The sequence below is a fragment of the Streptomyces sp. CB02959 genome (assembly GCF_002803155.1).
In the GTDB taxonomy this organism is placed as follows: Bacteria; Actinomycetota; Actinomycetes; order Streptomycetales; family Streptomycetaceae; genus Streptomyces.
In genome coordinates this window covers 129,160-153,574 of the sequence record NZ_NNBP01000002.1, presented here as the reverse complement: position 1 = coordinate 153,574, position 24,415 = coordinate 129,160, and the positions used below count along the sequence as shown (strand labels likewise).

21 protein-coding genes and 1 pseudogene are annotated in these 24,415 nt (G+C 73.0%); 16 read left to right on the top strand and 6 right to left on the bottom strand.

Features of this window, described 5'->3' with window-relative positions:
- Positions 1 to 91: 91 nt before the first annotated feature.
- Positions 92 to 973: a class II fructose-bisphosphate aldolase gene (locus tag CG747_RS03975; RefSeq protein WP_100600201.1), complete on the top strand. Its 882-nt coding sequence runs from the start codon at positions 92 to 94 to the stop codon at positions 971 to 973.
- A 422-nt stretch (positions 974 to 1,395) separates the two neighbouring features.
- Positions 1,396 to 2,199, top strand: coding sequence for a DeoR/GlpR family DNA-binding transcription regulator (locus CG747_RS03970; RefSeq protein WP_100600200.1), 804 nt, complete (start codon positions 1,396 to 1,398; stop codon positions 2,197 to 2,199).
- A gap of 300 nt (positions 2,200 to 2,499) precedes the next feature.
- Here CG747_RS03970 and CG747_RS03965 read toward each other — a convergent pair whose 3' ends face one another.
- The gene (locus CG747_RS03965; protein ID WP_100600199.1) at positions 2,500 to 3,279 is read right to left on the bottom strand and encodes an SDR family oxidoreductase; all 780 of its coding nucleotides are present in this window, start codon (positions 3,277 to 3,279) and stop codon (positions 2,500 to 2,502) included.
- Between the two features lie 504 nt (positions 3,280 to 3,783).
- Between CG747_RS03965 and CG747_RS03960 the strand changes: the two genes are divergently transcribed.
- A complete protein-coding gene (locus tag CG747_RS03960) occupies positions 3,784 to 4,404 on the top strand; it encodes a TetR/AcrR family transcriptional regulator (RefSeq protein ID WP_100600198.1) in 621 nt (206 codons plus the stop codon).
- Between the two features lie 241 nt (positions 4,405 to 4,645).
- Positions 4,646 to 4,954 (top strand): hypothetical protein, encoded by a 309-nt coding sequence (locus tag CG747_RS03955; RefSeq protein ID WP_100600197.1) that lies wholly within the window; start codon positions 4,646 to 4,648, stop codon positions 4,952 to 4,954.
- A gap of 267 nt (positions 4,955 to 5,221) precedes the next feature.
- Here the strand turns inward: CG747_RS03955 and CG747_RS03950 are convergent.
- Positions 5,222 to 5,812: pseudogene (locus tag CG747_RS03950) on the bottom strand (TetR/AcrR family transcriptional regulator); the annotation flags it as partial.
- 330 nt (positions 5,813 to 6,142) lie between these two features.
- Here CG747_RS03950 and CG747_RS03945 point away from each other — a divergent pair.
- On the top strand, positions 6,143 to 8,179 hold the full coding sequence (locus CG747_RS03945) for an FUSC family protein (protein WP_308303760.1): 2,037 nt from the start codon (positions 6,143 to 6,145) through the stop codon (positions 8,177 to 8,179).
- A gap of 93 nt (positions 8,180 to 8,272) precedes the next feature.
- Positions 8,273 to 8,779, top strand: coding sequence for a MarR family winged helix-turn-helix transcriptional regulator (locus CG747_RS03940; RefSeq protein WP_100600194.1), 507 nt, complete (start codon positions 8,273 to 8,275; stop codon positions 8,777 to 8,779).
- Positions 8,780 to 8,968: 189 nt separating this feature from the next.
- On the opposite strand, the gene CG747_RS03935 is transcribed toward CG747_RS03940, so the two are convergent.
- Positions 8,969 to 9,295 (bottom strand): hypothetical protein, encoded by a 327-nt coding sequence (locus tag CG747_RS03935; protein WP_100600193.1) that lies wholly within the window; start codon positions 9,293 to 9,295, stop codon positions 8,969 to 8,971.
- 206 nt (positions 9,296 to 9,501) lie between these two features.
- Entirely contained in the window at positions 9,502 to 10,287 is a 786-nt protein-coding gene (locus CG747_RS03930; RefSeq protein WP_257980206.1) for a TetR/AcrR family transcriptional regulator, read from the bottom strand.
- A 268-nt stretch (positions 10,288 to 10,555) separates the two neighbouring features.
- Between CG747_RS03930 and CG747_RS03925 the strand changes: the two genes are divergently transcribed.
- The 3 genes from CG747_RS03925 (at position 10,556) to CG747_RS03915 (ending at position 13,203) form a co-directional block, all read left to right on the top strand.
- On the top strand, positions 10,556 to 11,074 hold the full coding sequence (locus CG747_RS03925; protein ID WP_100600192.1) for a PH domain-containing protein: 519 nt from the start codon (positions 10,556 to 10,558) through the stop codon (positions 11,072 to 11,074).
- Positions 11,071 to 12,687, top strand: coding sequence for a PH domain-containing protein (locus tag CG747_RS03920; RefSeq protein WP_100600191.1), 1,617 nt, complete (start codon positions 11,071 to 11,073; stop codon positions 12,685 to 12,687). The genes CG747_RS03925 and CG747_RS03920 overlap by 4 nt, the downstream gene beginning before the upstream one ends.
- Before the next feature lie 105 nt (positions 12,688 to 12,792).
- Complete coding sequence (locus tag CG747_RS03915; RefSeq protein WP_100600190.1) at positions 12,793 to 13,203, top strand: SsgA family sporulation/cell division regulator; 411 nt, start codon at positions 12,793 to 12,795, stop codon at positions 13,201 to 13,203.
- Positions 13,204 to 13,310: 107 nt separating this feature from the next.
- Here CG747_RS03915 and CG747_RS03910 read toward each other — a convergent pair whose 3' ends face one another.
- Positions 13,311 to 14,093 carry a polysaccharide deacetylase family protein gene (locus CG747_RS03910; RefSeq protein WP_100600189.1) on the bottom strand — a complete coding sequence of 261 codons (783 nt, stop codon included), beginning with the start codon at positions 14,091 to 14,093 and terminating at the stop codon, positions 13,311 to 13,313.
- Positions 14,094 to 14,248: 155 nt separating this feature from the next.
- On the opposite strand from CG747_RS03910, the gene CG747_RS03905 reads away from it, so the two are divergent.
- The 4 genes from CG747_RS03905 (at position 14,249) to CG747_RS03890 (ending at position 17,602) form a co-directional block, all read left to right on the top strand.
- Positions 14,249 to 14,953, top strand: a complete 705-nt coding sequence (locus CG747_RS03905; RefSeq protein WP_100600188.1) for a response regulator transcription factor — start codon at positions 14,249 to 14,251, stop codon at positions 14,951 to 14,953.
- Entirely contained in the window at positions 14,950 to 16,479 is a 1,530-nt protein-coding gene (locus tag CG747_RS03900; RefSeq protein ID WP_100600187.1) for a HAMP domain-containing sensor histidine kinase, read from the top strand. Before CG747_RS03905 ends, CG747_RS03900 begins: the two co-directional genes overlap by 4 nt.
- Positions 16,476 to 17,105 (top strand): GerMN domain-containing protein, encoded by a 630-nt coding sequence (locus CG747_RS03895; RefSeq protein WP_100600186.1) that lies wholly within the window; start codon positions 16,476 to 16,478, stop codon positions 17,103 to 17,105. The genes CG747_RS03900 and CG747_RS03895 overlap by 4 nt, the downstream gene beginning before the upstream one ends.
- A 95-nt stretch (positions 17,106 to 17,200) precedes the next feature.
- Complete coding sequence (locus tag CG747_RS03890; RefSeq protein WP_100600185.1) at positions 17,201 to 17,602, top strand: DUF1992 domain-containing protein; 402 nt, start codon at positions 17,201 to 17,203, stop codon at positions 17,600 to 17,602.
- A gap of 17 nt (positions 17,603 to 17,619) precedes the next feature.
- Here the strand turns inward: CG747_RS03890 and CG747_RS03885 are convergent, their stop codons facing one another.
- Positions 17,620 to 18,909, bottom strand: a complete 1,290-nt coding sequence (locus CG747_RS03885; RefSeq protein ID WP_100600184.1) for a DUF4185 domain-containing protein — start codon at positions 18,907 to 18,909, stop codon at positions 17,620 to 17,622.
- A gap of 195 nt (positions 18,910 to 19,104) precedes the next feature.
- Here CG747_RS03885 and CG747_RS03880 point away from each other — a divergent pair, with 195 nt between their 5' ends.
- From CG747_RS03880 to meaB, 3 genes are read left to right on the top strand one after another with little or no spacing between them, the layout of a single operon-like run.
- Positions 19,105 to 20,991, top strand: a complete 1,887-nt coding sequence (locus tag CG747_RS03880; RefSeq protein ID WP_100600183.1) for a methylmalonyl-CoA mutase subunit beta — start codon at positions 19,105 to 19,107, stop codon at positions 20,989 to 20,991.
- Complete coding sequence (scpA, locus tag CG747_RS03875) at positions 20,988 to 23,219, top strand: methylmalonyl-CoA mutase (RefSeq protein ID WP_100600182.1); 2,232 nt, start codon at positions 20,988 to 20,990, stop codon at positions 23,217 to 23,219. The genes CG747_RS03880 and scpA overlap by 4 nt, the downstream gene beginning before the upstream one ends.
- Before the next feature lie 11 nt (positions 23,220 to 23,230).
- Positions 23,231 to 24,274: a methylmalonyl Co-A mutase-associated GTPase MeaB gene (gene meaB / locus CG747_RS03870; RefSeq protein ID WP_100600181.1), complete on the top strand. Its 1,044-nt coding sequence runs from the start codon at positions 23,231 to 23,233 to the stop codon at positions 24,272 to 24,274.
- Positions 24,275 to 24,415 lie beyond the last annotated feature (141 nt).

Below are 24,415 nucleotides of genomic sequence, written 5' to 3'. Positions count from 1 at the left end.
CGCACGCCAGACCCGGCACCCCCTCCACACTCCCGCCCTCGCCCCCACCTCCCTCCTCAACTCGCCTCTTCCGCAAGGGAGTCAGGACACCATGCCCCTCGTCCCTACCCCGTCGATCGTCGATGCCGCGCGTGCAGCGCGGGTCGGTGCCGCGGCCTTCAACGTCATCCATCTGGAAACCGCCGAAGCCCTGGTAGCGGCCGCCGAGCGCACCGGCCTCCCGCTGATCCTGCAGATCAGCGAGAACTGCATCCGCTATCACGGCAGCCTGCTCCCCCTCACCCGGGCCACACTCGCCCTCGCCGAGGAGTCCACAGCCCCGATCGCGGTCCACCTCGATCACCTCACCGACGCGGAGTTGGTCCACCAGGGCATCGCCGCAGGCGTGGGCTCGGTCATGGTGGACGCCTCGGCCCTCCCCTACGAGCAGAACGTCGCCACGACCGCCGCACTCACCGCCTGGTGCCACGAACGGGACGCCTTCGTCGAGGCGGAACTCGGCGAGGTCGGCGGGAAGGACGGGGTCCATGCGCCGGGGGCGCGGACGGACCCCGCGGAGGCCCTGGCCTTCGTCCGGGCCACCGGCGTGGACGCACTCGCCGTCGCCGTCGGCTCCTCTCACGCCATGCGCGAGCGCACCGCCGAACTGGACAAGGACCTGATCGCGGCGCTGCGCACGACACTCCCGGTCCCCCTGGTCCTGCACGGTTCGTCCGGAGTGCCGGACGACGAGCTCCGCCGCGCTGTCGCCGCGGGAATGACGAAGATCAATATCTCCACGCATCTGGTCTCCGTCTTCACCGGCTCGATACGGCGCACCCTGGATGCGGACCCGGCACTCGTCGACTCCCGGAAGTACGTCAAGCCGGCCCGGGAAGCGGTGGCACAGGAGGCGGCCCGCCTGCTGGAGGTGCTCAACACCCCGGTGGCGGTGCCCGCTCCGCAGACGGCGGAGGTCACAGTCCAGGGGTGAGTCTCCCCGCCATCGCCATCACCACCGCCACCGTTGCCGACTCCCGGAATCACCGGGACCGGCATCCGGAATCACTACGGCCGAGCTGCTCACGCGGGTGCCACGACACTCAGCGCAGTGCCGCGGCACGACACCACTGCGCCTCCGCGCCGGTCACGGACAGGCTGCCCCTGCTGACCGGGGCCGGCTCTGGGTGGCACGCCTTCCATATCTCGCGGAGGGGTACCAGTGGATTCCTTCTCGAATTCCTTCTTCAGATTCCTTCTCGGTGCCCTTCGTGGAGCCCTGCAGAGGTGAGGGGTCAGGGAGAGGTCGTGGACGGGCAGGGGTACTGGGTGGGCAAGGGTGAGGGGCGGGCGGGCCGAGGAGACGAGCACAGGCCGGGGACCGGTGCGGGCGGGAAAACGAATTAGGCTCGCGTCATGAAGCGCCATGAACGAATGAACGCCCTGCTCGAGCTGCTCGGGGACCGGGGCCGGGTGGAGGTCGAGGAGGCGGCGACCGAGCTGGAGGTCTCGGCCGCCACGATGCGGCGCGACATGGACACCCTCGCCGAACAGCAGCTGCTGGTCCGTACCCGGGGCGGGGCGGTGCTGAGCTCGGTGGCGTACGACCTTCCGATTCGTTACAAGCAGGGGCACCGGGCGGCGGAGAAGGAAGCGGTGGCGAAGGCGGCCGCGCGCCTGGTCGAGCGCGGGGACGTGGTCGGGCTGAGCGGTGGGACGACGACCACCGCGATCGCTCGGGCGCTCGCCACCCGGGCGGATTTCGCGGAGGCGGGCCCGCAACCGCATCTGACCATCGTCACCAACTCGTTGAACATCGCCAGTGAGCTGGCCGTCCGACCGCAGATCAAGATCGTACTCACGGGGGGTGTGGCGCATCCCCGCTCCTATGAACTGGTGGGGCCTTTCAGCGAGTTGGTGCTTCAGCAGATCTCCATCGACATCGCGTTCATCGGGGCCAATGGCGTGGATCCGTTGAGGGGGGCCACGGTGCACGACGAGGCCGAGGCGCGGATCAACCGGCTCATGGCCGAGCGCGCTCGGCGGGCCGTGATCGTCGCGGACTCGTCAAAGATCGGCGAACGGTGCTTCGCGCGGGTGGGTGACGCGGACGTCTTCGACACCCTCATCACCGACGCCGCAGTGGCGGAGGAGACCCGCAGGGAGTTCACGGAACGCGGGATGAAGGTGGTGGCGGCCCGCCCGTCCGGGGACGACTGACCGGGCTGACGGGACTGGTCGGTCCGGCCAGCCTGACTGGCTCGGCTGGTCGGACTGACCGGCCTGGCTCGGCTGGCTGGCTGGCTGCGTATAGGCGACGGCGGGGCGTAGGCGTATATCTCGCCTCAGCGCCGGGGTGGCGCGGGGGCGGGGGCGGGGCGACGGCATTGGGGCGGAAGCTCCGGGTGGTACGAGGCTGGGGGTGCCGCCCGTTCCCTGGGCGTCGAGGCTGTGCGGGGCGGGGCCCGATGGCAGGCGTCCGGAGGTCCGGTGGTCCAGTTGAGGGCCAGGTCCGGGGCGTCACCAACCGGTGTCGCCGCGCAGGGTGGCGTCGGCGCCGCCGTCGGCGAAGAGGATCTGCCCAGTGATATGGGTGTTGTCCGGGGAGGCGAGCCAAGCGAGGACGGGCGCGATCTGCTCGGGGCGGGCGTGGCCGTGCAGTGGCATCGGCAGGCTGGCGTCGACGACCTCGCGCATCGCGGCGTCGTCGAGCAGCGGTGCGGTCATCGGTGTGACGACCGTGCCGGGGGCAACGGCGTTGAGTGGGATGCCGGCGCCCGCCCAGTCCTCCGTGACGGCGGCGCGGCGCAGCCAGCGGGCAACGGCGTGCTTCGAGGAGCCGTAGATGGTGTGGCCTTCGCCGCGGTCGACGGCCTCCTGGGCGGCGGCGACGGCCGCGTCCTCGTCACCGGCGAGTGCTGCGTCGACGATCGCCGGGTCCGACGGGTGGATGGCGACCGCGGAGGAGACGAGGACGGCGCGGGGATCGGTACCGGCGGCGAGCAGGGGGCGCAGCCCTTCGAGGGTGGCGACCATGCCGAAGTAGTTGACCTGGAGGGTGATGGGGTCGGGATGGGCGAGTCCGGCACAGGCGATCACGGCGTCCAGCCGCCCATCGGTCAACTCGCGGGCTCGGTCGACTAGTTCGGTGCGGCCGGCGGGTATGGCGAGGTCGGCTGAGATGTCGGTGCCGGTGAGGTCGGCACCGATCACGGTGTGGCCCCGGTCGCGGAGCCGGGCGGCGGTGGCCCGGCCGATTCCGGAGGCGGCGCCGGTGACGAGGTAGGTACGACGAGGCATGGTCGGCTCCTTCGATCCATTTCGGTCGATCGGTCGTTCGGCCCGTCGGTCCGCAGGTCCGTCAGTCCTGCGGGCCTGCGGGCCCGCAACTCTTCGGTCGTTTGGCCCCTCGCGGTGCGCGCCGTGACGGACAGTTCGTCACGGACGGTTCGTCACGGACGGTTCGTCGCAGTCAGTTCGCCGTGGACGGACCATCGCAGGCGACCCAAGACAGGCAGCGCGAGGCAAGCAGGGCAGGGCAGGTGACGTAAGGCAGGTGGTGCGAGAAAGCCAGTGCAAGACGGGTGGCGTAAGGGAGGGGGCGTCGGAGTGACGGGCAGGCGGTGTCACGGTCGTGGGCGGCTCGCCGCCCAGGTGGGCGGGCGGGTCGCGACAGTCGGGCGGTGTCGGGTGATCAGCCGGGGCCAAGATAGCTTTTTTGGCATGACGCGCCAAGAAGCTTGTTCGTGACAATATGCAGAGCTGGGCAACTGGGGTTACGGCCGTGGGGAGTGGGAGAGGCGCATGACGGCAGTGCGAGGCAGGCCCTCGTTGACCGAACGAAGGCGGCAGGAGACCCGGCTGGAGATCGCCGAGACCGCAGCCACGCTGTTCTCCGAGCGGGGGTACGAGGCGACGACCGTCGAGGACATCGCCTCGGCGGCCGGGATCTCGCTGCGCACCTTCTACCGCTACTGCGCGGCCAAGGAGGACGCGCTCACGCCTGTACTGACCTCCAGCGTGGGGGTGCTCGTGCAGCAGCTCGCCGGGCGGCCCGTCGACGAGCCGCTGACCAGCGCGGTGCGGGCGGCGTTCGACGACTCGGAGGCGGCCCGGAGGCTGGCCGATCCGGACAAGGCCCGGCGACTGATCCGCGTCATGGGCAGCGTGCCGGCGATCCGGATGCGGTGGCTGGCGGCGGGGCGGGACATGCAGGACCAGTTGGTTCCGGTGCTCGCGGCGCGCACCGGGGCGTCCGAGTGCAGCATGGAAGTACGGCTGCTGGCCTGTGCATTGATCGATGCGCTGTCGGTCGCCATGGAGCACTGGGCATGGCAGGACGAGCCGGACAACGTGGCGGATCTCACCCGGCAGGCCCTGGCCTATCTACGGGTGGATGAACTCCAGGCAGCAACCGGGGGCTGAAATCCGGGGTGCGGGTGTGGAGAATGGGGCGGAGCCGACGAACGCACGGAGAGCCCAGACAGCCGGGAGCCAGACAGCCGGCACGGGGAACCAGACAGTCGGCGACGGAAACCAGGCAGCCGGCCACGGAAGCCAGGCAGCCGGGAAGCGAAGAAGGCCGAGAATGCGCGGGCGGGCGGCCGACCGGTCATCGAATGAGGGCCGGGGTGGACCGTCGCCGCGCAGTGAACGGGGAAAGCAGATGCGGAAGATCATGTCGATAGCGCTGGCCGGTGCGGTGTGCGGGGCCTCGCTGACGATGGCCGGTACGGCACAGGCGGCGGCCGAGCAGGTGCCGCGCTGCGCGAAGGTGCGCAAGTTCTTCAGTCAGGGCGGGCAGCGTTACGTCCGGCTGACGAATCTGTGCGCCCAGCGGCCTGCCTGCTACACCATCGTCATCCCGCATCAGGCGGATGTGCGGGGCCAACTCCCCAAGGGCCTGACGAAGGACGTGCGGTACGGCACGACCGGCGGACCGCGGGCCCTGTACGTCAAGAACGTGGCCTGCTGACAGTGGCCCGCTGACGCCGGCGGGGCGCGCGTCCTTGGTTGCGTCCCCCGCCCCCTCGCGTGACGTCCCGTGCCGTGGCGCGACCCCTCGCCCCGTGGCGCGACCTCTCACCCCGTCGCGTCACGCCTCCCGTCACCCGTCACCCGTCACCCGTCACCCGTCACCCGTCACCCGTCACCACCCGTCAAGCATCACGCGTTCGGTTGCGGGTGCTCGTGTCGTATGTGGCAGGCCCGGCGTCCGCAGGCGGGCGTCAGGCGCGCGGCGTCATCCGGCCCCGGGGAGTGCGATGCCGTCGAGGACCATGGCGAGGTACTGGCGGGCGATTTCCTCGGGGGTGTGCCGGCCCTGCGGGCGGTACCAGCTCGCGGCGACCCAGACCGTGTCGCGGAGGAAGCGGTAGGCCAGCCGGAGGTCGAGGTCGGCGCGGAAGACGCCCTCGGCCACCCCTCGCTCCAGCGTGCCGAGCCACGCCTCCTCGAACCTCCGACGGGATGCGGTGAGGTAGTCGAAGCGCGGCTGGGTGGCGAGGTGCCGGGCCTCCTTCTGGTAGATCGCGACCGCGGCGCGGTGCCGGTCGATCTCCCGGAACGACTCGGTGACCAGCGCCTCGATGGTCTCCCGCGGCCCCAGACCACCCGCCAGGACCGCGTCATAACCCGCCCACAACTCATCCAGGAAAGCGGCGAGGATCTCGTCGACCATCGATTCCTTGGAATCGAAGTGGTAGTAGAGACTGCCCGCCAGCATCCCGGCCGCATCCGCGATCTGCCGGACCGTGGTCGCGTTGTAGCCCTGCGCGGCGAACACCTCCGCCGCGGTGTCGAGGAGTTCGCGGCGGCGGTCGGGGGAGGCGGACGCGGCGGCCGACTCGGCCTTCCTGGTGGTCTTCGCGCCCCCGGTAACCCCGGCGTCCCCGTCGCCCCCGCCCTTCTTCGTGCCCTTGGCGCTCTTGGTGGTCCTGGCGCTCTTGGTGCCCTTGGCAGTCGCAGCGTTCTCGGCGGTCGCAGCCGCCTCTGCGGGCTTGGTGGCCTGGGTGGGCTTGGCGGCCTCGGTGTTCTTGACGTTCTTCGCGGTTGGCACGGGGTTATTGTCGCGCGCCCGCGGGGCGATCCGGCACATATCTTTCACTAGTAAAACACCTGCTAATGTTTTGGCATGGGGAAGCACGCGAAGCACACCGGACCGATGGGGCGGTGGGAGACGAGGTCGGCGCCCGGCCGGGCGGGGGCGGTGCGGTTCCGGCCGTTGCCGGTCCGGAGCACGGTGCGGCTGCGGCGGCCCGTCGACATCTGGCACAAGCCGGCGCTCAGTGCCGTGGTGGCACTGGCCGTCCCTGATCTGGTGCTGCTCGCACTGGGACGACTCGACCTGGTCCTCTACACCTCCGCCGGGGCGATGTGCGCGCTGTACGCACACGGCCTGCCGTACGCGGCACGGGCCCGGACCCTGCCGTGGGTGGTGCTCGGGATGGTGGCGAGCGTCGCCGTCGCGCTGACCGCGGCATCGCTGGTCACCTCGGCCGCGGTGCTGGTGGTGCTGGCCTCACTGGTCGCCGCGGTGCACAAGGTGGTGTGCGACGCGACGCGGATCGGGCCGCCGGGGAATCTGATCCTGACCTTCATCGCGGCCTCCGCGTTCTTCGTGCCGCAGCGGCCGGCGGAGATGCTGCCGCACACGGCGCTGGCGCTGGCCACCGGGGCGTTCGCCTGGGTGGTGTGCATGGCCCCGGCGCTGGTGCGGCCGCAGGGGCCGGAGCGGATCGCCGCCGCGCGGGCTCTGGAGGCCGCGGCCGGGCTGCTGCGGGCGCGGGCGGCCGCCGTCGGTACGTCGTCGGCCGGGGACGCGGAACCCCCGGGGGTGGCGCACGCCCGGCACGCCACCGCGGCGGCGGTGAACGCCGCTTGGCACGCGCTGTTCCTGGTACCGACCCGTGCGCCGGCGAAGGCCACGGCACGGGCGGGGCTGGAGCGGCTGCTGGTGCGGGCGGAGTCGGCGCTGGGCGGCGTCCCGCGGGATGCCGCGGCGGAGGCCGGGCGGCTCGGCGGCTGGGCGCGGGAGCTCCGGAGCGGGCGGCCGCTGCCCGCGGTGACGCTGACCGCCGCGGAGGCCGAGGAACTGGCCGGGGTGGCGTGGGAAGCCGGTGTGGCGCTGGAGCCCGGCATGGCGCTGGAGCCCGGCATGGCCCTGCGGTCCGGGGCCCGCACTCCGTCGGGATCCCGCAAGTCGCCGGGTTCCCGCAAGCCGTCGGGATCCCGTTCCGGGCGGGCCGTGGGAGGGGCCGGGTTGCGGCGCCCGGTGCCCGGACGGCCGCGGGGCGTACGGGCGGTGGCCGGGCGGCTCCGGCCCGGGTCGCCGCTGCTGCCCATCGGGGCGCGCGTCGCGGTGGGGTGCATCCTGGCGGGTTGGGCCTCATTGGCGGTGGGGGTCGGGCACCCGTACTGGGCCGTGGTGACCGCGGCGTCGATCTACCAGGCCAACACCACGCTCTCCTGGCAGCGCGCCTTCCAACGCACCCTCGGGAACCTGCTGGGGCTCGTCCTGTTCACCGCACTGCTCCCCCTGATCCACACCGGACAGGTCACCATGATCGCGCTGGCGCTGGCGTTCCAACTCGGCGCGGAGGCCACGATCACCCGGAACTACTGGCTCGGGTCGGTGTGCGTGACACCGATGGCGCTGCTGCTGACCGAGTTCGGCCACCCTCTGCCGGCCGGCACGCTGATCGCCGACCGGTGGCTGGACACCGTGGTGGGCGCGGCGGTCGGGCTGGTCTGCTGCGTGCTGGTCACCAACCGGCGGGCCGCCGACCGGATCGATCTGGCACTGGAACGGGTCGCGGCGGCCGAGGCGGCGGCGACCCGGCTGCTGGCGGCCGGGCCCGGCACGACCCCGGCCCGCACCGGGGCGGAGGGCACACGTACCGGACGTACCGGAGCGGAGGGTGCGCGTACCGGAGCGGAGGGTGCACATACCGGGCCGGACGGTGCGCGTACCGGGACGGACGACGGGCGTACCGGGACGGACGATGGGCGCGAGGCCGGCTGGGTGCGTGACCGTCTGGCCGGGTCCCTGGTCGAGCTGCGGGAGGCGGTGGACGTGGCGAGCGGCGAGTGGTGGCAGCGGGCACTCCCCGAGGAGCGGATCGCCCGCGCCGAGCAGCAGGGGCACCGGACGCTGGCCGTCCTGGTGCGGCGGCCGGCCGCACCCGCGCTGGCCGCCTGACGTGCCCCTCGGACCGGTCCTGGGCAGGCACAATGAGGTGCATGGGCGACCGGGGACACCGGCCGGACGGACGGGGCCGAGAGGAGAGTGCGGGTGACCGAGGACATCGTCGCGGGGGTGCTGCGCCAGTGGCAGCAGGTGCACCCGGGGCTGGATACCGGCCCGATGGCGGTGATCGGACGGCTCAACCGCTGTTCCGCGCTGTTGCAGCAGGCCGCCGACGCGCCCCTGCGGCGAGCGGGGCTGACCCGGCCCGAGTTCGACATCCTCGGCACGCTGCGCCGGATGGATCGTGAGCTGACCCCCGGCCGGGTGGCGCGGGAGACCTTCGCCTCGGGGGCGGCGGTCACCAAACGCATCCGGCAGCTGGAGGAGCGCGGGCTGATCAGTCGTCGGCCGGACGACCGCGACCGCCGGGTCACGCACCTCTCGCTCACGGAGGAGGGGCGGGAGACCATCGACAGGTTGCTGCCCGAGCAGTTGCGCTACGAGGCCGCGCTGCTGGAGGGCATCGGGGAGCAGCGGCAGGAGGAACTGTCCTCGGCGCTGAGCGAGTTGCTGGTGGTACTGGAGGGGCGACTGGCGAGCCTGATGGATTGATCGATTGATGGACTGGTGGACTGATGGACTGGTGGACTGGTCGGTGACGGCGGAGGTCCCCCGTTCCCCCGGGAGCGTGCCGCACCGCTGATCACTCCACTCGTCGGCCAGTCCGCCAGGGACGGCTCGTCACCTGACTCACCGCTCCACTTTCCGCTCCACTTGCGGCTCCACTCGTCGCTTCGCCCGCTATTCCGCCGGGAACGGCTCGTCGCTCCAGCGGAACCACGCCGCGTCGTCCTCGATGTGCAGCAGGAACTCCGCCACCGGACCGTCCGGGGCGATCAGTCGGACGCCGTCGCTGGCACGGGCGTAGGCGTCCTCCCAGGCAGCGAAGTCGTCGTCGGCGGTGTCGCTGAGCGCCAGCTCGCGGGCGAAGTGCGGCCGCAGTTCGGCGAAGGCCGGGCCGGGGGTGAAACGGCCGTTCAGCCAGGGGAAATCCGCCTCCGTGACGGTGATCTCGCCGACCACGTCGGCGCCTCGTTCCACCCGCCAGATCTCCCCGATGTACGGCATCGCTGCCTCCCCTTGGTCGTGCCGGTGGCGCGCGGAAGCGCCCCACCGGGGTGCGGTGGGGGGAGGTCCTGCGCGACGGTCGGACGACAGAATGGCAGACGGCGTGAACGGGCCGAGCGGCGATGGCGCGAAAGCGCGGAAAGCCGACCGATGGGCCGCTCCGCGCTTGACTGACGGTACGTCAGGCGTTAGGTCGGCGGGCTTCGCTACCGGCCCGCGCTCCGATCAACATCGGCATCGGCATCGGCATCGCCATCGCCATCGCCATCGCCATCGCCATCGCCATCGCCATCGGCACTGTTGTCGGCATCGGCACTGTTGTCGGCATCGGCACTGTTGTCGGCATCGGCATCGGCATCGGCTCGCGAGCCGGCGCCGCCCCCCGTGACGCCCTCGCGCCCGAAGAGGCCGTCCAGTTGCCGGTCCAGCAGGGCGAGCGCCTGCTCGGGGCCGTGGATGCCCAGCAGGACGTAGGAGGCCAGGCCGTCGGCGAGGGCGATCAGGAGCATCGCCTCGTCCTCGTTGGCGCGCTCGGGCGGCACCTCGCCGCGCTCGGCGGCCAGCCGCAACTGGTCGGCGAAGAGGTCGCGGAGTTTGGGGATGCCGTCCCGGGCCTCCGCGCCCAGGGCGGGGTCGTGGACCGCGCGGGAGTAGTAGGCGGCGGCGACCAGGAGGCCGGCGCGGCTCTCCGCATCCAGCGGGAGCATTCCGGCGCAGCAGACGCGGAGCACCGTACGCGGCGTCGGCGCCTCCTCCAGGGCCTGGAGGCGGTGCCGGATCCGTTCGGTGGCCTGCTGGTTGATGTGCCGGAGGGCGAACAGCAGCAGCTCGTCCCGGTTGCGGAAGTAGTGTTGGATCCGGCCGAGCGAGATTCCGGCCTCGGCGGCGACGTCGCGCAGGCTGACCCCGTCCACGCCCCGGGTGTTCGCGAGCCGCCAGAGTGCCGCCGAGATCTCCTGGCGCCTGGCTTCGTGATCCACCTTCTTGGGCACGGGCGGCTTCCTTTCTTCCGTACTGCGTTTCCGTACTGCGCTTGCGTACAGCGCTTCCGTGCCGCGCTTCCGTGCCGCGCTTCCGTGCCGCGCTCGGCGCCACTCTTCGGCGCCGGTGCGGTCATCCTGTCGGCGCGGTTCGGCGTCCCTTCCGTTGTGGCGCCGTCGTCCGTCCGGCGCCGGTGACCGGCCGACTTTTACAAGTCGCTCGTACCGTTATAACGTACCGCCACACAATACGTTTGACTTGGAAAACGGTGACCCCCTCATGTCCGAGCACGCCGCACCGCTCCTCCGCCCGCCCCGGCACCGCGTCGACCCCCGCGCCCGCGCCTGGTGGCGGGTCCAGGCGCTGCTCACGCTCAGCGGGCCGATGCTGCTGACCGCGCTGGTCATGGCAGTGCTGTCGCTCCTCTTCTTCCCGGGTGCGCTGCCGTGGCTGGGGCCGCTGCTGCTGATCGTCCTGGTCCTGCCCGCGGTGGGCTATCTCGTGGTGATGCCGCGGATGCGGTACGCGGTGCACGCCTGGGAGCTGGGCGAGCGTGCGGTCTACGCGGCGGGTGGCTGGTTCTGGCAGAAGCGGCGGATCGCGCCGCTGTCCCGGGTGCAGACGGTGGACACCCTGCGCGGGCCGATCCAGCGGCGGTACGGGCTGGCGACGGTGACCGTCACGACCGCTTCGACCGCCGGCGACATCAAGATCGCCGGCCTGTCGGACGCGGACGCCGAAGCGCTGTCCCGGCGGATCGGCGAGGTCGCGCAGGACGTGCCGGGTGATGCCGCATGAGCACCCCCTGGAAGGGCAGCGGCGACGACGGCGCACCGGCACCCACCGCCGCGCCGTACGCCGACGAGCGGTCCGCGACGCAGGCCGCGCCCGCATGGCGCCGGTTGAGTCCCCGCACCCTGCTGGTGCACTGCGGCTGGCTGGGGGCGCCGCTGGGCTCGCTGGCGCTGACCGCGCTGGCCACCGGCGGGCGGATCACCGGCGGCGCCTGGTTCACCCTCGCCGCGATCGCCACCGCCTTCGCCGTGGTCACCGCGGCCGGGCTGATCCGCTGGGCGCGCACGGACTTCCGGGTCACCGGCGAGAGCCTGGACGTGCGGAGCGGACTGCTCACCCGGCGGCTGCGGAGCGTGCCACTGCACCGGATCCGCACCGTCGACCTGACCGCGTCGCCGCTGCACCGGCTGCTGGGCGTCACGGTGCTGCGGGCCGGCACGGCGGGCTCCAAAGAGGGCGGCGGCGAACTGTCGCTGGAGGCCCTCCCGGTGGCCGAGGGCGAGCGGCTGCGCGCCGAACTGCTGGCCCGCGCGGCCACCGGAGCGGTCGCCGAGGATCCGGTGCTGGCGCGGATCAGCTGGCGCTGGCTGCGGTACGCGCCGCTCACCTTCTGGGTCGTCGGCGGGGTGTTCGCCGCGGGCGGCTCGGCCTACCGGGCGCTGCACGAGATGGGCATCGAGCCCTGGAAACTCGGCTTCGTACGGCGGGCGTTCGAGGAGTTCGGCAACGGGATGCTGTGGCTGACCGTCCCCGCCGCGCTGCTGGCGGTGATCGCGCTGGGCTCGGTGGGCGCGGTCGTCCTCTACGTCGAGAACTGGTGGAGCTACCGCCTGGAGTGGGCCGACGCCGGCACGCTGCGGGTGCACCGGGGGCTGCTGACCACCCGCTCGGTGACCATCGAGCGGGCCCGGCTGCGCGGCGTGGTGCTGCGCGAACCGCTGCTGCTGCGGGCCGGCGGCGGGGCGACGGTGCGGGCGGTGGCGGGCGGCCTGGGCAACAAGGAGGAGAACCGAAAGCGCAGCGGACTGCTTCCGCCGGCACCCCGGCGGGAGGCGGTCCGGGTGGCCGGTGGAACGATGCAATCGCCTTTCCCCGGCGAGGACATGACGGGGCGTCAGGAAGGTTTTCTGATGGGGCATCCCCGGGTCGCGCTGCGTCGGCGGCGGATGCGCGGGCTGCTCTTCGCGGTGCTGCCGGGCAGCGCGCTGCTGGCCGGTCTCGGGGCGGCGTTCACCCCCGTCCTGCTGCACGCCGCATGGATCTACGCGCTGGTCACCACGCCGGTCGTGCTGTGGCTGGCCCGGGACGCGTACCGGAATCTGGGGCACGGGATCGCCGGCCGCCACCTGGTCGCCCGTTCGGGCACCTTCAGCCGGGACACCCTGGTCCTGCGGCGCGACGCCGTCGCCGCCTGGACGTTCACCACCTCGCCGTTCACCCGCCGAGCCGGTCTGGTGACGCTCACCGCGGCGGTGGCCGCGGGCGAGGAGGGCTACCGCATCCCGGACCTCGCGGAGGGTGCCGCGCCCGGCTTCGCGGCGGCCGCGACCCCGGGCATCCTGGACGAATTCCTCACTCATCCGGCACGGAACGGCGGTCCGGCAGCAGCGGCATGACGCAGATCACACCCCCGCCGTATGCACGGCGAGGCCGGGCGGACCGTCCTACAGGATGACCGCGCCCGCGTTCCGCGGGCCGACCAGCCGTGAGGAGCCGCCGCGATGCACACCGCCATCGACCAAGCCGTACAGGTCCGTCTCCTCGCGACGTCGGTCGGCCACGCGGTGCCCGCGGTCCTCCGCTACCAGCGGACCGACCCGCTGGCGGTGCGGATGACCTTCCCCCCGGAGATCTCGCTCGACGGCGCGGCGGTGGACTGGGCGTTCGCCCGGGACCTGCTCGCCGAGGGGCTGCGCGGCGCGGCCGGCCGGGGCGACGTACGGGTGCGGCCGTCGGGCTCGGACCGCACGGTGATGGAGTTCCATGCCGACGAGGGCATCGCCATGGTCCAGTTGCGGACCGAGGACGTCCGGCGGTTCCTGGCCCGCTCCTACGAGGCGGTGCCGGACGGGCGGGAGCACGAGCACCTGGGCGTGGACCGTGAACTGGCGGAGCTGTTCGGCACCGCGTGAGGCGGTACCGCGTGCCGCGAGGGGGCGCCGCACGGGACGCGAACGGGCGGGACACGACGAACGGGCCGGCGGCGACCGGCCCGTTCGGCTGTGCGAAGGGGGGTGCGCTACCGCTGCGGGAAGCCGAAGCCGTAGCCCTGCTGCTTCATCCACGGCAGGAGTCGCTCCAGCGCCTCCACCGTACGGGCCCGGTTGCCGCCGCCGTCGTGGAAGAGGACGGTGGGGCCGTTGCGGAGTTCGCCGCGGACGGTCGACTCGATCTTCGCGACGCTGCCGCCCTCGAAGTCCTTGCTGTCGACGTTCCAGCCCAGCGGGCGCATGCCGTGCTCGGCGGCCAGCTGGCGGCTGTAGGGGGTGAAGGCGCCGCCGGGGGCGCGGTAGTACTCGACCTTGGCGCCGCCCGCCGCGTCCTCGATCATCTTCTGGGCGTCGAGGATCTGCCGGGACTGGTAGTCGTCCGGGCGGTGGTCCATGGCGGTGTTGTGGTTGACGGTGTGGTCGCAGAGCTTGTGGCCGTCCGCGACCACCTTCTTGACCAGGGCGGGGTGCGCCGCGGCCTGCGGGCCGATCATGCAGAAGGTCGCCTTGACGCCGTTCTCCTTGAGGACCTCCAGGACCTTCGGGGTCCACACGGGGTCCGGGCCGTCGTCGATGGTGATGTTGAGGCTGCGGCCCGGACGGTCCGAGGCGTGCACGATGGACGGGTCGACCGGGGCGACGCGCGGCGATTGGGCCGGCTTCCGGGCCTGCGTGACCGTGTCCGCCTCGGCACTGGGTTGGAGGAGTGCGAAGGCTCCCACAACCGCCAGCGACGCCACCGCCACGGTGGTCACGCCGATGATCCCGCCCTCGATTCCGAAGCGTCGTCCCCTGCCGAAGCGCCCTGCCATGTCGAACCCACCCCTCGTGTGCTGTGCTGGTATACCTGCCGGCGGCGCAGTGTGCCCCTTTGCACGGACGCCGGCTTCACCTCCACAGATGCACAGGACTCGGGACAGGCTCCGCCTGTTACGGATCCATCATGAAACTTATTGATACTGGACCCATGCCACGAGTACTTCTGATCGAGGACGACGCCGCCGTCCGGGACGGGGTGTCCCTCGCGCTGCGGCGGCGCGGCCATGACGTCGCGGCCGCGGCCAGCGGCGAGGAAGGGCTGGCGGCGCTGCCGGGCTTCCGCCCCGACATCGTCCTGCTGGATCTGATGCTGCCCGGCAAGGACGGCTTCGAGATCTGCCGGCTCATCCGCGCCGAGCGGCAACTGCCGATCATCATGCTCACCGCCCGCGGCGACGACCTCGACGTGGTTCTCGGGCTGGAGGCCGGAGCCGACGACTACATCGTCAAACCGGCCCGTGGAGAGGTCCTGGAGGCCCGGATCCGGGCGGTGCTCCGGCGCACCGCGCTGCCCACCGACGGCGCCCCGGCCGCCGAGCCGGGGCCCGCGCCGGTGGAGACCTACGGCGAACTCGCCATCGACCGGGCCGGACTGGTCGTCAGCAAGGGCGGCCAGGACCTGGCGCTGGCGCCGTCCGAGATGAAGCTGCTGCTGTTCCTGTCCGCCACCCCGGGCCAGGTCTTCAGCCGCCAGCAGCTGCTGGAGCACGTCTGGGAGCACAGCTACCACGGCGACGCGCGGCTGGTGGACGCCTGCGTGATGCGGCTGCGGACGAAGATAGAGGACACCCCGCGCAGTCCCCGGTACGTCCAGACCGTGCGCGGTTTCGGTTACCGCTTCGGACCACTGTGAGCCGCCTCCGCCGCCTGGTGCCGGGTGTCTCCGCGGTGCGCGGGCTGCGCGCCCGGCTGGTGGTGGCGTTCCTGCTGGTGGCCGCGGTCAGTGCGCTGACCACCGCGGGACTGACCTACCGGGAGGCGCGGAACGCCATCCTCCAGCGGTCCCAGGACGGTGCCGTCAACGACCTGCGGGCCCAGGTCAATTCGCTGGCGCCGGAGCTCGCGGTGCCGCCGTCCCAGTCGGACCTGGATTTCTTCCGGGTGAAGCTGGAGCGCTCCGGCAAGTCCCGCGACTGGGACATCTCGGTGCACTACAACGGCGTACCGGACGACGACCAGGCCGGGCTGCGGCGCGACATGGTGGTACCGGCCGGCTTCAAGGCGTCGGTGGAGAAGCGCCGGGTGCCGGCGTTCCAGCGCATCGACCGGGACGGCGCCCCCTGGCTGCTGATCGGGATGCCGGTGCGGCAGACCGACAACCAGCCGTCCCCGCTGACCGTCTACGCCCAGCTGCCGCTGCGCGGCGAGGAGGCCAACGTCGAGGCGCTGGTGACCGCCGCGCGGGGCGGGGCGCTGCCGGCCTTCGCGCTGGCGGTGATCCTGCCGCTGTTCGCGGCGCGCGGGGTGCTGCGGCCCGTCCGGGGGCTGCGGCAGGCCGCCGGGCGGATCGCCGAGGGCAAGCTGGACACCCGGCTGGAGGTCAAGGGCTCCGACGAACTCGCCGATCTGTCACGGACGTTCAACGAGATGGCGGCGAAGCTGGAGGAGAGCATGGCGGAGCTGCGCCGGATGGAGGCCAACTCCCGGCGGTTCGCGGCCGATGTCTCGCACGAACTGCGGACGCCGCTGGCGGCGATGTCCGCGGTCACCGACGTGCTGGACGAGGACGCCGACCTGCTCGACCCGGACACCGCCTCGGCGGTCCGGCTGATCAGCCAGGAGACCGGGAAGCTGGCGCGGATGGTGGAGGACCTGATGGAGGTCTCGCGGTTCGACGCCGGTGCCGCCGCGCTCCACCTGGACGAGGTGGACGTCGCCGAGACGATCCGCAAGACCCTCCAGGCCCGCGCCTGGCAGAACCGGGTGGCCGCCGAGTTGCCGGACGACGTCCGGGCCCGGCTCGACCCGCGCCGCCTGGACGTGGTGGTCGCCAACCTGGTGGGCAACGCGCTGCACCACGGCGGCGAGCCGGTCCGGGTGGTGCTGCGCGCGCCGGAGCCCGGCGACGCCACCCTGCTGATCGAGATCCGCGACAGCGGCCCGGGGATAGACCCGGAGGTGCTGCCGCACGTCTTCGACCGCTTCTACAAGGCGGACTCGGCCCGTGCCCGGTCCGAGGGCAGCGGCCTGGGGCTGGCCATCGCACAGGAGAACGTCCGGCTGCACGGCGGTGTCCTGCGCGCCGCCAACGCCTCGGAGGGCGGTGCGGTGTTCACCGTGGAGCTGCCGCTGCGACAGGAGGAAGCACCGGCCGGTGAGGCCACCGACGAACCCGTCGGGAAGCCCGCCGATGCCGGGAAGGGGAACGACACCGCATGACCGATCGACGCCTGACCGCAAGCCGTACGGCCGCGTGCCGCACCGCCGTACGCCGTGCCCCCGGCCGCCGGGCCGCACTGGGCGCCCTGGCCGGGGTGCTCACCGCGGCGCTGGCCGGCTGCGGGATCGAGCCCACCGATGTGATCGACGCCGGTGAGCCGGCGACCGGGGTGCGGGCCCCGGGCAAGCCGACGGCCAATGTGCAGCTGTTCTTCTACGGACCGGACGGGCTGCACCCGGCGACCCGTCCGGCGCGCGAACCGCTCGATCCACAGGCCGCGATCGAGCTGCTGGTGCAGGGGCCCAACCACGCCGAGCGGATGCGCGGCCTGTCCAGTGTGGTGCCGAAGTTCCCCGCTCCGCTCACCGCGTCGTCCACTCCCGGCCAGGTCGTGATCACCCTGCCGGTCAACGCCAAGCTGCTGGACCCGGCCTCGCTGAACCAGCTGGTGTGCACCGCGGCCAACGCCCGGGTCCCCGGGAACAAGCCGCCGGGCCAGGTCACGGTGACCCTGGTCGGCGGCGGCGTCCGGGTCGGCCCGATGGTGTGCGGCGGCAGCAACGCCTTCCCGCTGGTCCAGCCGACCCCGACCGGCACGGGCGGGACCGGCGGCGGAGGCGGCTGACCCGGCGCCCCGCTCCGGGGCCCGGGCCGGACGGGGGGCCTGCGCTACCGTGAAGGAGCCAGGACCGTCCGGCCACACCTTGGGAGACCCCCACGATGACCGAGCGCAAACCCCCCGGTGTCAGCTACGAGAGCTGGGTCGAGAAGCAGATCCGCGAATCGGCCGAGCGCGGCGGCTTCGAGAGCCTGCCCGGCTTCGGCAAGCCCCTCCGCAATCTCGACCGGCCCTACGACGAGATGTGGTGGATCAAGGAGAAGATGGACCGGGAACAGGTCTCCTTCCTCCCGCCCAGCCTCGTCCTGCGCAAGGAGATCGAGGACGCGCAGGCGGCCGCCTCCGCCGCGCCGAGCGAGGCCGCGCTGCGCCGCGTCCTGACCGAGATCAACGGCCGGATCCGGGCGGCGCTGGCCACCCCGCCGGAGGGGCCGCCGCTGGACCGCGTCCCGTTCGACATCGAGGAGCAGGCCCGCATCTGGCGGGAGCAGCACGGGAGTTGAGCCGCGCCGCGCCACCGTCACCGTCCCGGTGGCGCCAGTCGGACCCGCAGGAACCGCGGGCGGTACAGCTCCACGTCGCCGTTGACCAGCGGATCGGCGGGGGTGCCGGGCGGGCCCAGCCAGTTGACGTCGTAGCTGAGCAGCAGTCCGGCGCGGTCGGTGAACTCCGGGTGCGCCTGCGGGTTGTAGACCGCGACGTGGTCGGGGTCGGGGCCGGCCGGGCGGGGCGGGGTGATCCGGCCGGTGGGGCCGTGCCAGGGGCCCTGGGGTGAGCAGGCCCAGTAGCCGGTGATCGTCCGCAGCCCGGCGGTGCCGCCGCCCGCGGTGTCCATGGTGAGCAGCACCCACGTCGCGGCGTCGCGGACGACGGTGAAGGCGCTGCCGACGCCGCGCCGGCCGCCGCCGCGCAGGACCGGCGCGGCCCGCGCGGCGTCCGGCCGCCAGTGGGCGCCGTCCCAGAACCGCCAGGCCGCCCGGTCCGCGAGCCGGCCGGCCGGGACCCGGGCCAGATAGCCGCTGTCGGCCGGGGTCGAGGGCGGGTCGTCGCCGCCGAAGACGTACGTCCAGCCGCCGTCGCGGACCAGCGCGGTGCCGTAGAGGACGCGTCGGCCCGGGTCGGTGACGGTGGGCTGGTCGGCGACCGGGGTGAGGGACTCCAGTCGGAGGCCGGGCAGGGAGAGGGTGGCGACCTCGGTGCCGTGCGGCATCCCGAAGATCCACGGGCCGGTGCCGGGGACGCGGTTCCACAGCAGCACCCGGACGACCCGCTCCGGCGCGCCGGGGGTGCGGGGTTCCACGGTGGCGTGCACGGGCCAGCGCCAGCCGCCGCCGGGCGGGTCGGGGAAGAACGGTCCGGGCGCGGCGGGGGTGCCGCCGGTCAGGGTGCGCTCCGGTGTGCCCGCGGGGGTCGTCACCACGAGCGAATTGTGGCGTAGGAACGGGGTGCCGCCGGCGTCGGTGGTGCGCCAACGGAAGGGCGCACCAAGGGGGTTGGGCGGGGGGTGGATCCGGTCGAGGAAGGTGTCGGAGAACAGCCAGAGCGTCCGGCCGTCCGGGAGGCGCACGGAGTGGGTGCCGTCGCCGCCGGTCCAGTCGTCGGTACGGGAGTTGTCGTCGCCGTAGCGGGCGAACGCCTCGGTGGTCGCGGGGTCGGTGGACCAGCCGGCGAGGATGCGGGCCGGGCAGGCGGCGCGGGTGCCGGGGCCGCGGGCGGGGGCCGGTACCAGCAGGGCCGCGGTGGCGGTCAGGAGCAGGAGGGCGAACAGGGCGACGGCGAGGGTGGTGCGGGTGGTCGGCGGGTTGCGCAATGCCGCTCCTCGGTGGGGTGCGGGGCCACCGTAGCGCGCCGGAGGGCGTGGTTCCGGGAGGGTGGGGAGGGGGCCGCGGAGGTCCGTCCGGGGCGGATTCGCCCTGTACACGGCGATCGGCGGCGTCATCAACGAGGGCAAGGTCACAGCCCGAGCCCCTGCTCCGGCTAACGGTCGTTCGCCTAGCCTGCTGCCATGACCGCCCAGTCCCCCGAACTCCCCCTGGCCGCGGCCTTCCCGGCGGCCGAACGCGATCAGTGGCAGCGTCTCGTCGAAGGCGTGCTCCGCAAATCGGGCGCTTCCGAAGCCGCGGGTGCCGCCGCCGAGGACGTGCTCGCCACGGATCTCCAGGACGACATCCGTGTCCGTCCCCTGTACACCGCCGAGGATGCTCCACCCGCCGCGGGCCTGCCCGGTTTCGCGCCGTTCGTCCGGGCTGCCCGGCCCGAGGGCACGGCCGTCTCCGGGTGGGACGTGCGGCAGCGCCACGTCGGCACCGACCCGCGGCGGGTCAACGAGGCACTCCTCGCCGACCTGGAGAACGGCGTCACCTCCGTATGGCTGACCGTCGGCGACGGCGGGGTGCCGGTGTCCGGTCTGGCGGAGGCGCTGCAGGGCGTCTATCTGGACCTGGCGCCGGTGGTCCTGGACGCGGGCGCGCAATTCCCCGCGGCGGCCGAGGAGTTGCTGCGGCTGTACCGGGAAGCCGGGGTGGCGCTGTCGGAGACGGCGGGCGTACTGGGCGCCGACCCGCTGGGCGTAGTGGCCCGTACCGGCGACGACCGCGGGCTGGCCGACGGGCTGGCGGCCGCCGCCCGGCTGGCCGGCCTGGTCGGGGAGAGCGCCCCGCGGATCCGTACGGTCAGCGTCGACGCCCTGCCGTACCACGAGGCGGGCGGTTCGGCGGCCGAGGAGTTGGGTGCCTCGCTGGCCACCGGGGTGGGGTATCTGCGGGAACTGACCGCGGACGGGCGAGGCCTGGGCCTCCATGCCGCCTGCCGCCAGCTGGAGTTCCGGTACGCGGCCACCGCCGACCAGTTCCTGACCATCGCCAAGCTGCGCGCGGCCCGGCTGCTGTGGGCCCGGGTCGCCGAGGTCTGCGGGGTGGCGCCGGCCGCCGCCGGGCAGCGCCAGCACGCGGTCACCTCCTCGGTCATGATGTCCCGTCGGGACCCGTGGGTGAACATGCTGCGGACCACGGTGGCCGGGCTGTCCGCGGGTCTGGGCGGCGCGGACGCGGTGACGGTGCTGCCGTTCGACGCGGCGCTGGGCCTGCCGGACGCGTTCGCCCGGCGGATCGCCCGGAACACCCAGTCGGTGCTGCTGGAGGAGTCGCACCTGGCGAAGGTGATCGATCCGGCCGGCGGTTCCTGGTACGTCGAGCAGCTCACCATCGAACTGGCCCGTGCGGGCTGGGCGTTCTTCCAGGAGATCGAGGGCGCGGGCGGTCAGGCCGCCGCGCTGCGGTCCGGGATGATCGGCGACCGGTTGGCGGAGACCTGGCAGCGGCGCAGCGAGGACCTGGCGCACCGCCGGGAACCGATCACCGGTGTCAGCGAGTTCCCGCACCTGGCCGAAGCTCCGCTGGAGCGCGAGCCGGCCCCGCGGCCGGCCGGCGGGGGGCTGCCGCGGGTGCGCCGGGACGACGCGTTCGAGGCGCTGCGGGCCCGGTCCGACGCCCGATCGGCGGCCGGCGGGGCGCGTCCGAAGGCGTTCCTGGCCGCGCTGGGTCCGGTCGCGGCGCACACCGCGCGGGTGGCGTTCGCCGCCAACCTCTTCCAGGCGGGCGGGATCGAGACCGTGCCGGAGCAGGTGACGGCGGAGTCGGCGGCCGCGGCGTTCACGGCGAGCGGGGCGCGGATCGCGTGCGTGTGCTCCAGCGACGCGGTGTACGCCGAGCAGGCGGTGGAGGTGGCCGCGGCGCTGAAGGCGGCGGGCGCGGTACGGGTGTACCTGGCGGGCAAGCCGGGTGCGCGCCGGGAGGAGTTCGTGGCGGCCGGAGTGGACACGTTCGTGTTCGCGGGCTGCGATGCGGCCGGGGTGCTGTCCTCGGCCCTGGATGTCACGGAGGTGGCGGGATGACGGAGACGGCACGGCGAGAGGGCGCCATCCCCGACTTCAGCGCGGTGGAGCTGGGCGACCTGTCCGGGGCGGGAGCCTCCGGCGACGGGGCCCGGTGGGCGGAGGCGGTCCAGCAGGCCACCGGCAAGAGCGTCGCGGACCTGACGTGGGAGACGCCGGAGGGCATCGACGTCAAGCCGCTGTACACCGCGGCCGACGTCGACGGCCTGGACTTCCTGGGCACGTACCCGGGCATCGCGCCGTATCTGCGCGGTCCGTACCCGACGATGTACGTCAACCAGCCCTGGACGATCCGGCAGTACGCGGGCTTCTCCACCGCCGAGGAGTCCAACGCCTTCTACCGGCGCAACCTCGCCGCCGGGCAGAAGGGCCTGTCGGTCGCCTTCGACCTGCCCACCCACCGCGGCTACGACAGCGACCACCCGCGGGTGACCGGTGACGTCGGCATGGCGGGCGTGGCGATCGACTCGATCTACGACATGCGGCAGCTCTTCGAGGGCATCCCGCTGGACAAGATGACGGTGTCGATGACGATGAACGGCGCGGTGCTGCCCGTTCTCGCCCTGTACATCGTGGCCGCCGAGGAGCAGGGCGTACCGCCCGAGAAGCTGGCCGGGACCATCCAGAACGACATCCTCAAGGAGTTCATGGTCCGCAACACCTACATCTATCCGCCGCAGCCCTCGATGCGGATCATCTCCGACATCTTCGCGTACACCTCGCAGAAGATGCCGCGGTACAACTCCATCTCGATCTCCGGGTACCACATCCAGGAGGCGGGCGCGACGGCCGACCTGGAGCTGGCGTACACCCTCGCCGACGGGGTGGAGTACCTGCGGGCGGGCATGGCGGCGGGGATGGACGTGGACGCGTTCGCGCCGCGGCTGTCGTTCTTCTGGGCGATCGGCATGAACTTCTTCATGGAGGTCGCCAAACTCCGCGCGGCCCGGCTGCTGTGGGCGCGGCTGGTCCAGAAGTTCGACCCGAAGAACCCCAAGTCCCTTTCGCTGCGCACCCATTCGCAGACGTCGGGCTGGTCGCTGACGGCGCAGGACGTGTTCAACAACGTCACCCGGACGTGCGTGGAGGCGATGGCCGCGACCCAGGGCCACACCCAGTCGCTGCACACCAACGCGCTCGACGAGGCGCTGGCGCTGCCCACCGACTTCTCGGCGCGGATCGCCCGCAACACGCAGCTCTTCCTCCAGCAGGAGTCGGGCACCTGCCGGGTGATCGACCCGTGGGGCGGCAGCGCGTACGTCGAGCGGCTCACCCACGACCTGGCGCGCCGGGCCTGGGCGCACATCGAGGAGGTCGAGGCGGCCGGCGGGATGGCCAAGGCGATCGACGCGGGCATCCCGAAGATGCGGGTCGAGGAGGCGGCGGCGCGCACGCAGGCGCGGATCGACTCGGGGCGGCAGGCGCTGATCGGCGTCAACAAGTACCGGGTGGAGACCGACGAGGAGATCGAGGTCCTCAAGGTCGACAACTCCGCGGTGCGGGCGCAGCAGATCGAGAAGCTCAAGCGGCTGCGCGCGGAGCGCGACGAGGACGCCTGCCGGCGGGCGCTGCGGGCGCTCACCGAGGCGGCGAAGTCCGGGCCCGGCCAGGGACTTGAGGGCAATCTGCTCGCGCTGGCGGTGGACGCGGCCCGCGCGATGGCGACCGTCGGGGAGATCTCGGACGCCCTGGAGGAGGTGTACGGCCGCCACTCCGGTCAGATCCGTACCATCTCCGGTGTGTACCGAGACGAAGCGGGCCCCTCGTCGGGGGTCGAGCGCACCCGCGAGCTGGTGGCCGCGTTCGAGCGCGCCGAGGGCCGCCGGCCGCGCATCCTGGTGGCCAAGATGGGCCAGGACGGCCACGACCGCGGCCAGAAGGTGATCGCCACGGCCTTCGCCGACCTGGGCTTCGACGTGGATGTCGGCCCGCTGTTCCAGACCCCGGCCGAGGTGGCCCGGCAGGCGGTGGAGGCCGACGTGCACATCGTCGGGGTGTCCTCGCTGGCGGCCGGCCACCTGACGCTGGTGCCGGCGCTGCGGGAGGCGCTGGCGGCGGAGGACCGGGAGGACATCACCATCGTGGTCGGCGGGGTGATCCCGCCGCAGGACGTCCAGCCGCTGCGGGACATGGGCGCCGCCGCGGTGTTCCTGCCCGGCACGGTCATCCCGGACGCGGCCCACGACCTGGTGCGGGACCTGGCGACGGTCCTCGGCCACGAGCTGTAGAGCGGAGGGCCATGCCTGCGAGGATCGATGTCGACCGGTACGCCGAGGGGGTGCGGGCGGGCTCCCGGGCCTGGATCGCCCGCGCGGTCACCCTGGTCGAGTCCACTCGCGCCGACCACCGGGCGGCGGCCCAGGAGCTGTTGGTGCGGCTGCTGCCGTACTCCGGGGCGGCCCGGCGGGTGGGCATCAGCGGGGTTCCGGGCGTCGGCAAGTCCACCTTCATCGACGCCCTGGGCTCGCTGCTGACCGGGATGGGGCACCGGGTGGCGGTGCTGGCCGTCGATCCGTCCTCCAGCCGGACCGGCGGTTCCATCCTGGGTGACAAGACCCGGATGGAGCGGCTGGCGACCGATCCGGCGGCCTTCGTCCGCCCCTCCCCCACGTCCGGCACGCTGGGCGGGGTGGCGCGGGCGACCCGGGAGTCGATCGTGGTGATGGAGGCCGCGGGGTACGACGTGGTCCTGGTGGAGACGGTCGGTGTCGGCCAGTCGGAGACCACCGTCGCGGGCATGGTCGACACGTTCCTGCTGCTGACGCTGGCCCGCACCGGCGACCAGTTGCAGGGCATCAAGAAGGGCGTCCTGGAGCTGGCGGACCTGGTGTCGGTCAACAAGGCGGACGGCCCGCACGAACGGGACGCCCGCTCGGCGGCGCGTGAACTCGCCGGTGCGCTGCGCCTGCTGCAGCCGGCCGACGCGGCATGGACCCCGCCGGTACTCACCTGCAGCGCCCGCGAGGGCACCGGTCTGAAGACGGTGTGGGAGCGGATCGAGCAGCACCGCACCCTGCTGGACTCCACCGGCGCGCTCGCCGAGCGGCGCCGGGCCCAGCAGGTCGACTGGACCTGGTCGATGGTCCGGGAGCGGTTGATCGACCGCCTCCAGGAGCATCCGGACGTCCGCCGGCTGGGGCCGGAGGTCGAACGGGCGGTCCGGGCGGGCGAGATCACCGCGACGCTGGCGGCGGAGCGGCTGCTGTCCGCCTTCGGCCTGGGCGACGGCCCGGCCGGAAGCCCGGTCGACGGGGTGCCCGGGGCGGTGGCGGGCGGGGCGTGAGCGGGCGGCGGCCGATCGCCTGACGCCGGTACCGGCCGCCGCCCGGACGAGCCGTCCCGGGGTTCCCCTACGGGTCTCCCCTACTCCGGTGGGTGGAGGCGGAATCCGGTCACACTCCGGGTGCGGTAGGGGGAAGTGTCG

Coding starts and splice junctions, on each gene's coding strand:
- CG747_RS03955 (WP_100600197.1), top strand. CDS start 4,646: ATGCGGAAGATCATGTCGATAGCGCTGGCCGGTGCGGTGTGCGGGGCC.
- CG747_RS03935 (WP_100600193.1), bottom strand. CDS start 9,295: ATGCCGTACATCGGGGAGATCTGGCGGGTGGAACGAGGCGCCGACGTG.
- meaB (WP_100600181.1), top strand. CDS start 23,231: ATGCCTGCGAGGATCGATGTCGACCGGTACGCCGAGGGGGTGCGGGCG.
- CG747_RS03905 (WP_100600188.1), top strand. CDS start 14,249: ATGCCACGAGTACTTCTGATCGAGGACGACGCCGCCGTCCGGGACGGG.
- CG747_RS03945 (WP_308303760.1), top strand. CDS start 6,143: ATGGGGCGGTGGGAGACGAGGTCGGCGCCCGGCCGGGCGGGGGCGGTG.
- CG747_RS03960 (WP_100600198.1), top strand. CDS start 3,784: ATGACGGCAGTGCGAGGCAGGCCCTCGTTGACCGAACGAAGGCGGCAG.
- CG747_RS03970 (WP_100600200.1), top strand. CDS start 1,396: ATGAAGCGCCATGAACGAATGAACGCCCTGCTCGAGCTGCTCGGGGAC.
- CG747_RS03915 (WP_100600190.1), top strand. CDS start 12,793: ATGCACACCGCCATCGACCAAGCCGTACAGGTCCGTCTCCTCGCGACG.
- scpA (WP_100600182.1), top strand. CDS start 20,988: ATGACGGAGACGGCACGGCGAGAGGGCGCCATCCCCGACTTCAGCGCG.
- CG747_RS03895 (WP_100600186.1), top strand. CDS start 16,476: ATGACCGATCGACGCCTGACCGCAAGCCGTACGGCCGCGTGCCGCACC.
- CG747_RS03910 (WP_100600189.1), bottom strand. CDS start 14,093: ATGGCAGGGCGCTTCGGCAGGGGACGACGCTTCGGAATCGAGGGCGGG.
- CG747_RS03890 (WP_100600185.1), top strand. CDS start 17,201: ATGACCGAGCGCAAACCCCCCGGTGTCAGCTACGAGAGCTGGGTCGAG.
- CG747_RS03965 (WP_100600199.1), bottom strand. CDS start 3,279: ATGCCTCGTCGTACCTACCTCGTCACCGGCGCCGCCTCCGGAATCGGC.
- CG747_RS03975 (WP_100600201.1), top strand. CDS start 92: ATGCCCCTCGTCCCTACCCCGTCGATCGTCGATGCCGCGCGTGCAGCG.
- CG747_RS03920 (WP_100600191.1), top strand. CDS start 11,071: ATGAGCACCCCCTGGAAGGGCAGCGGCGACGACGGCGCACCGGCACCC.
- CG747_RS03880 (WP_100600183.1), top strand. CDS start 19,105: ATGACCGCCCAGTCCCCCGAACTCCCCCTGGCCGCGGCCTTCCCGGCG.
- CG747_RS03925 (WP_100600192.1), top strand. CDS start 10,556: ATGTCCGAGCACGCCGCACCGCTCCTCCGCCCGCCCCGGCACCGCGTC.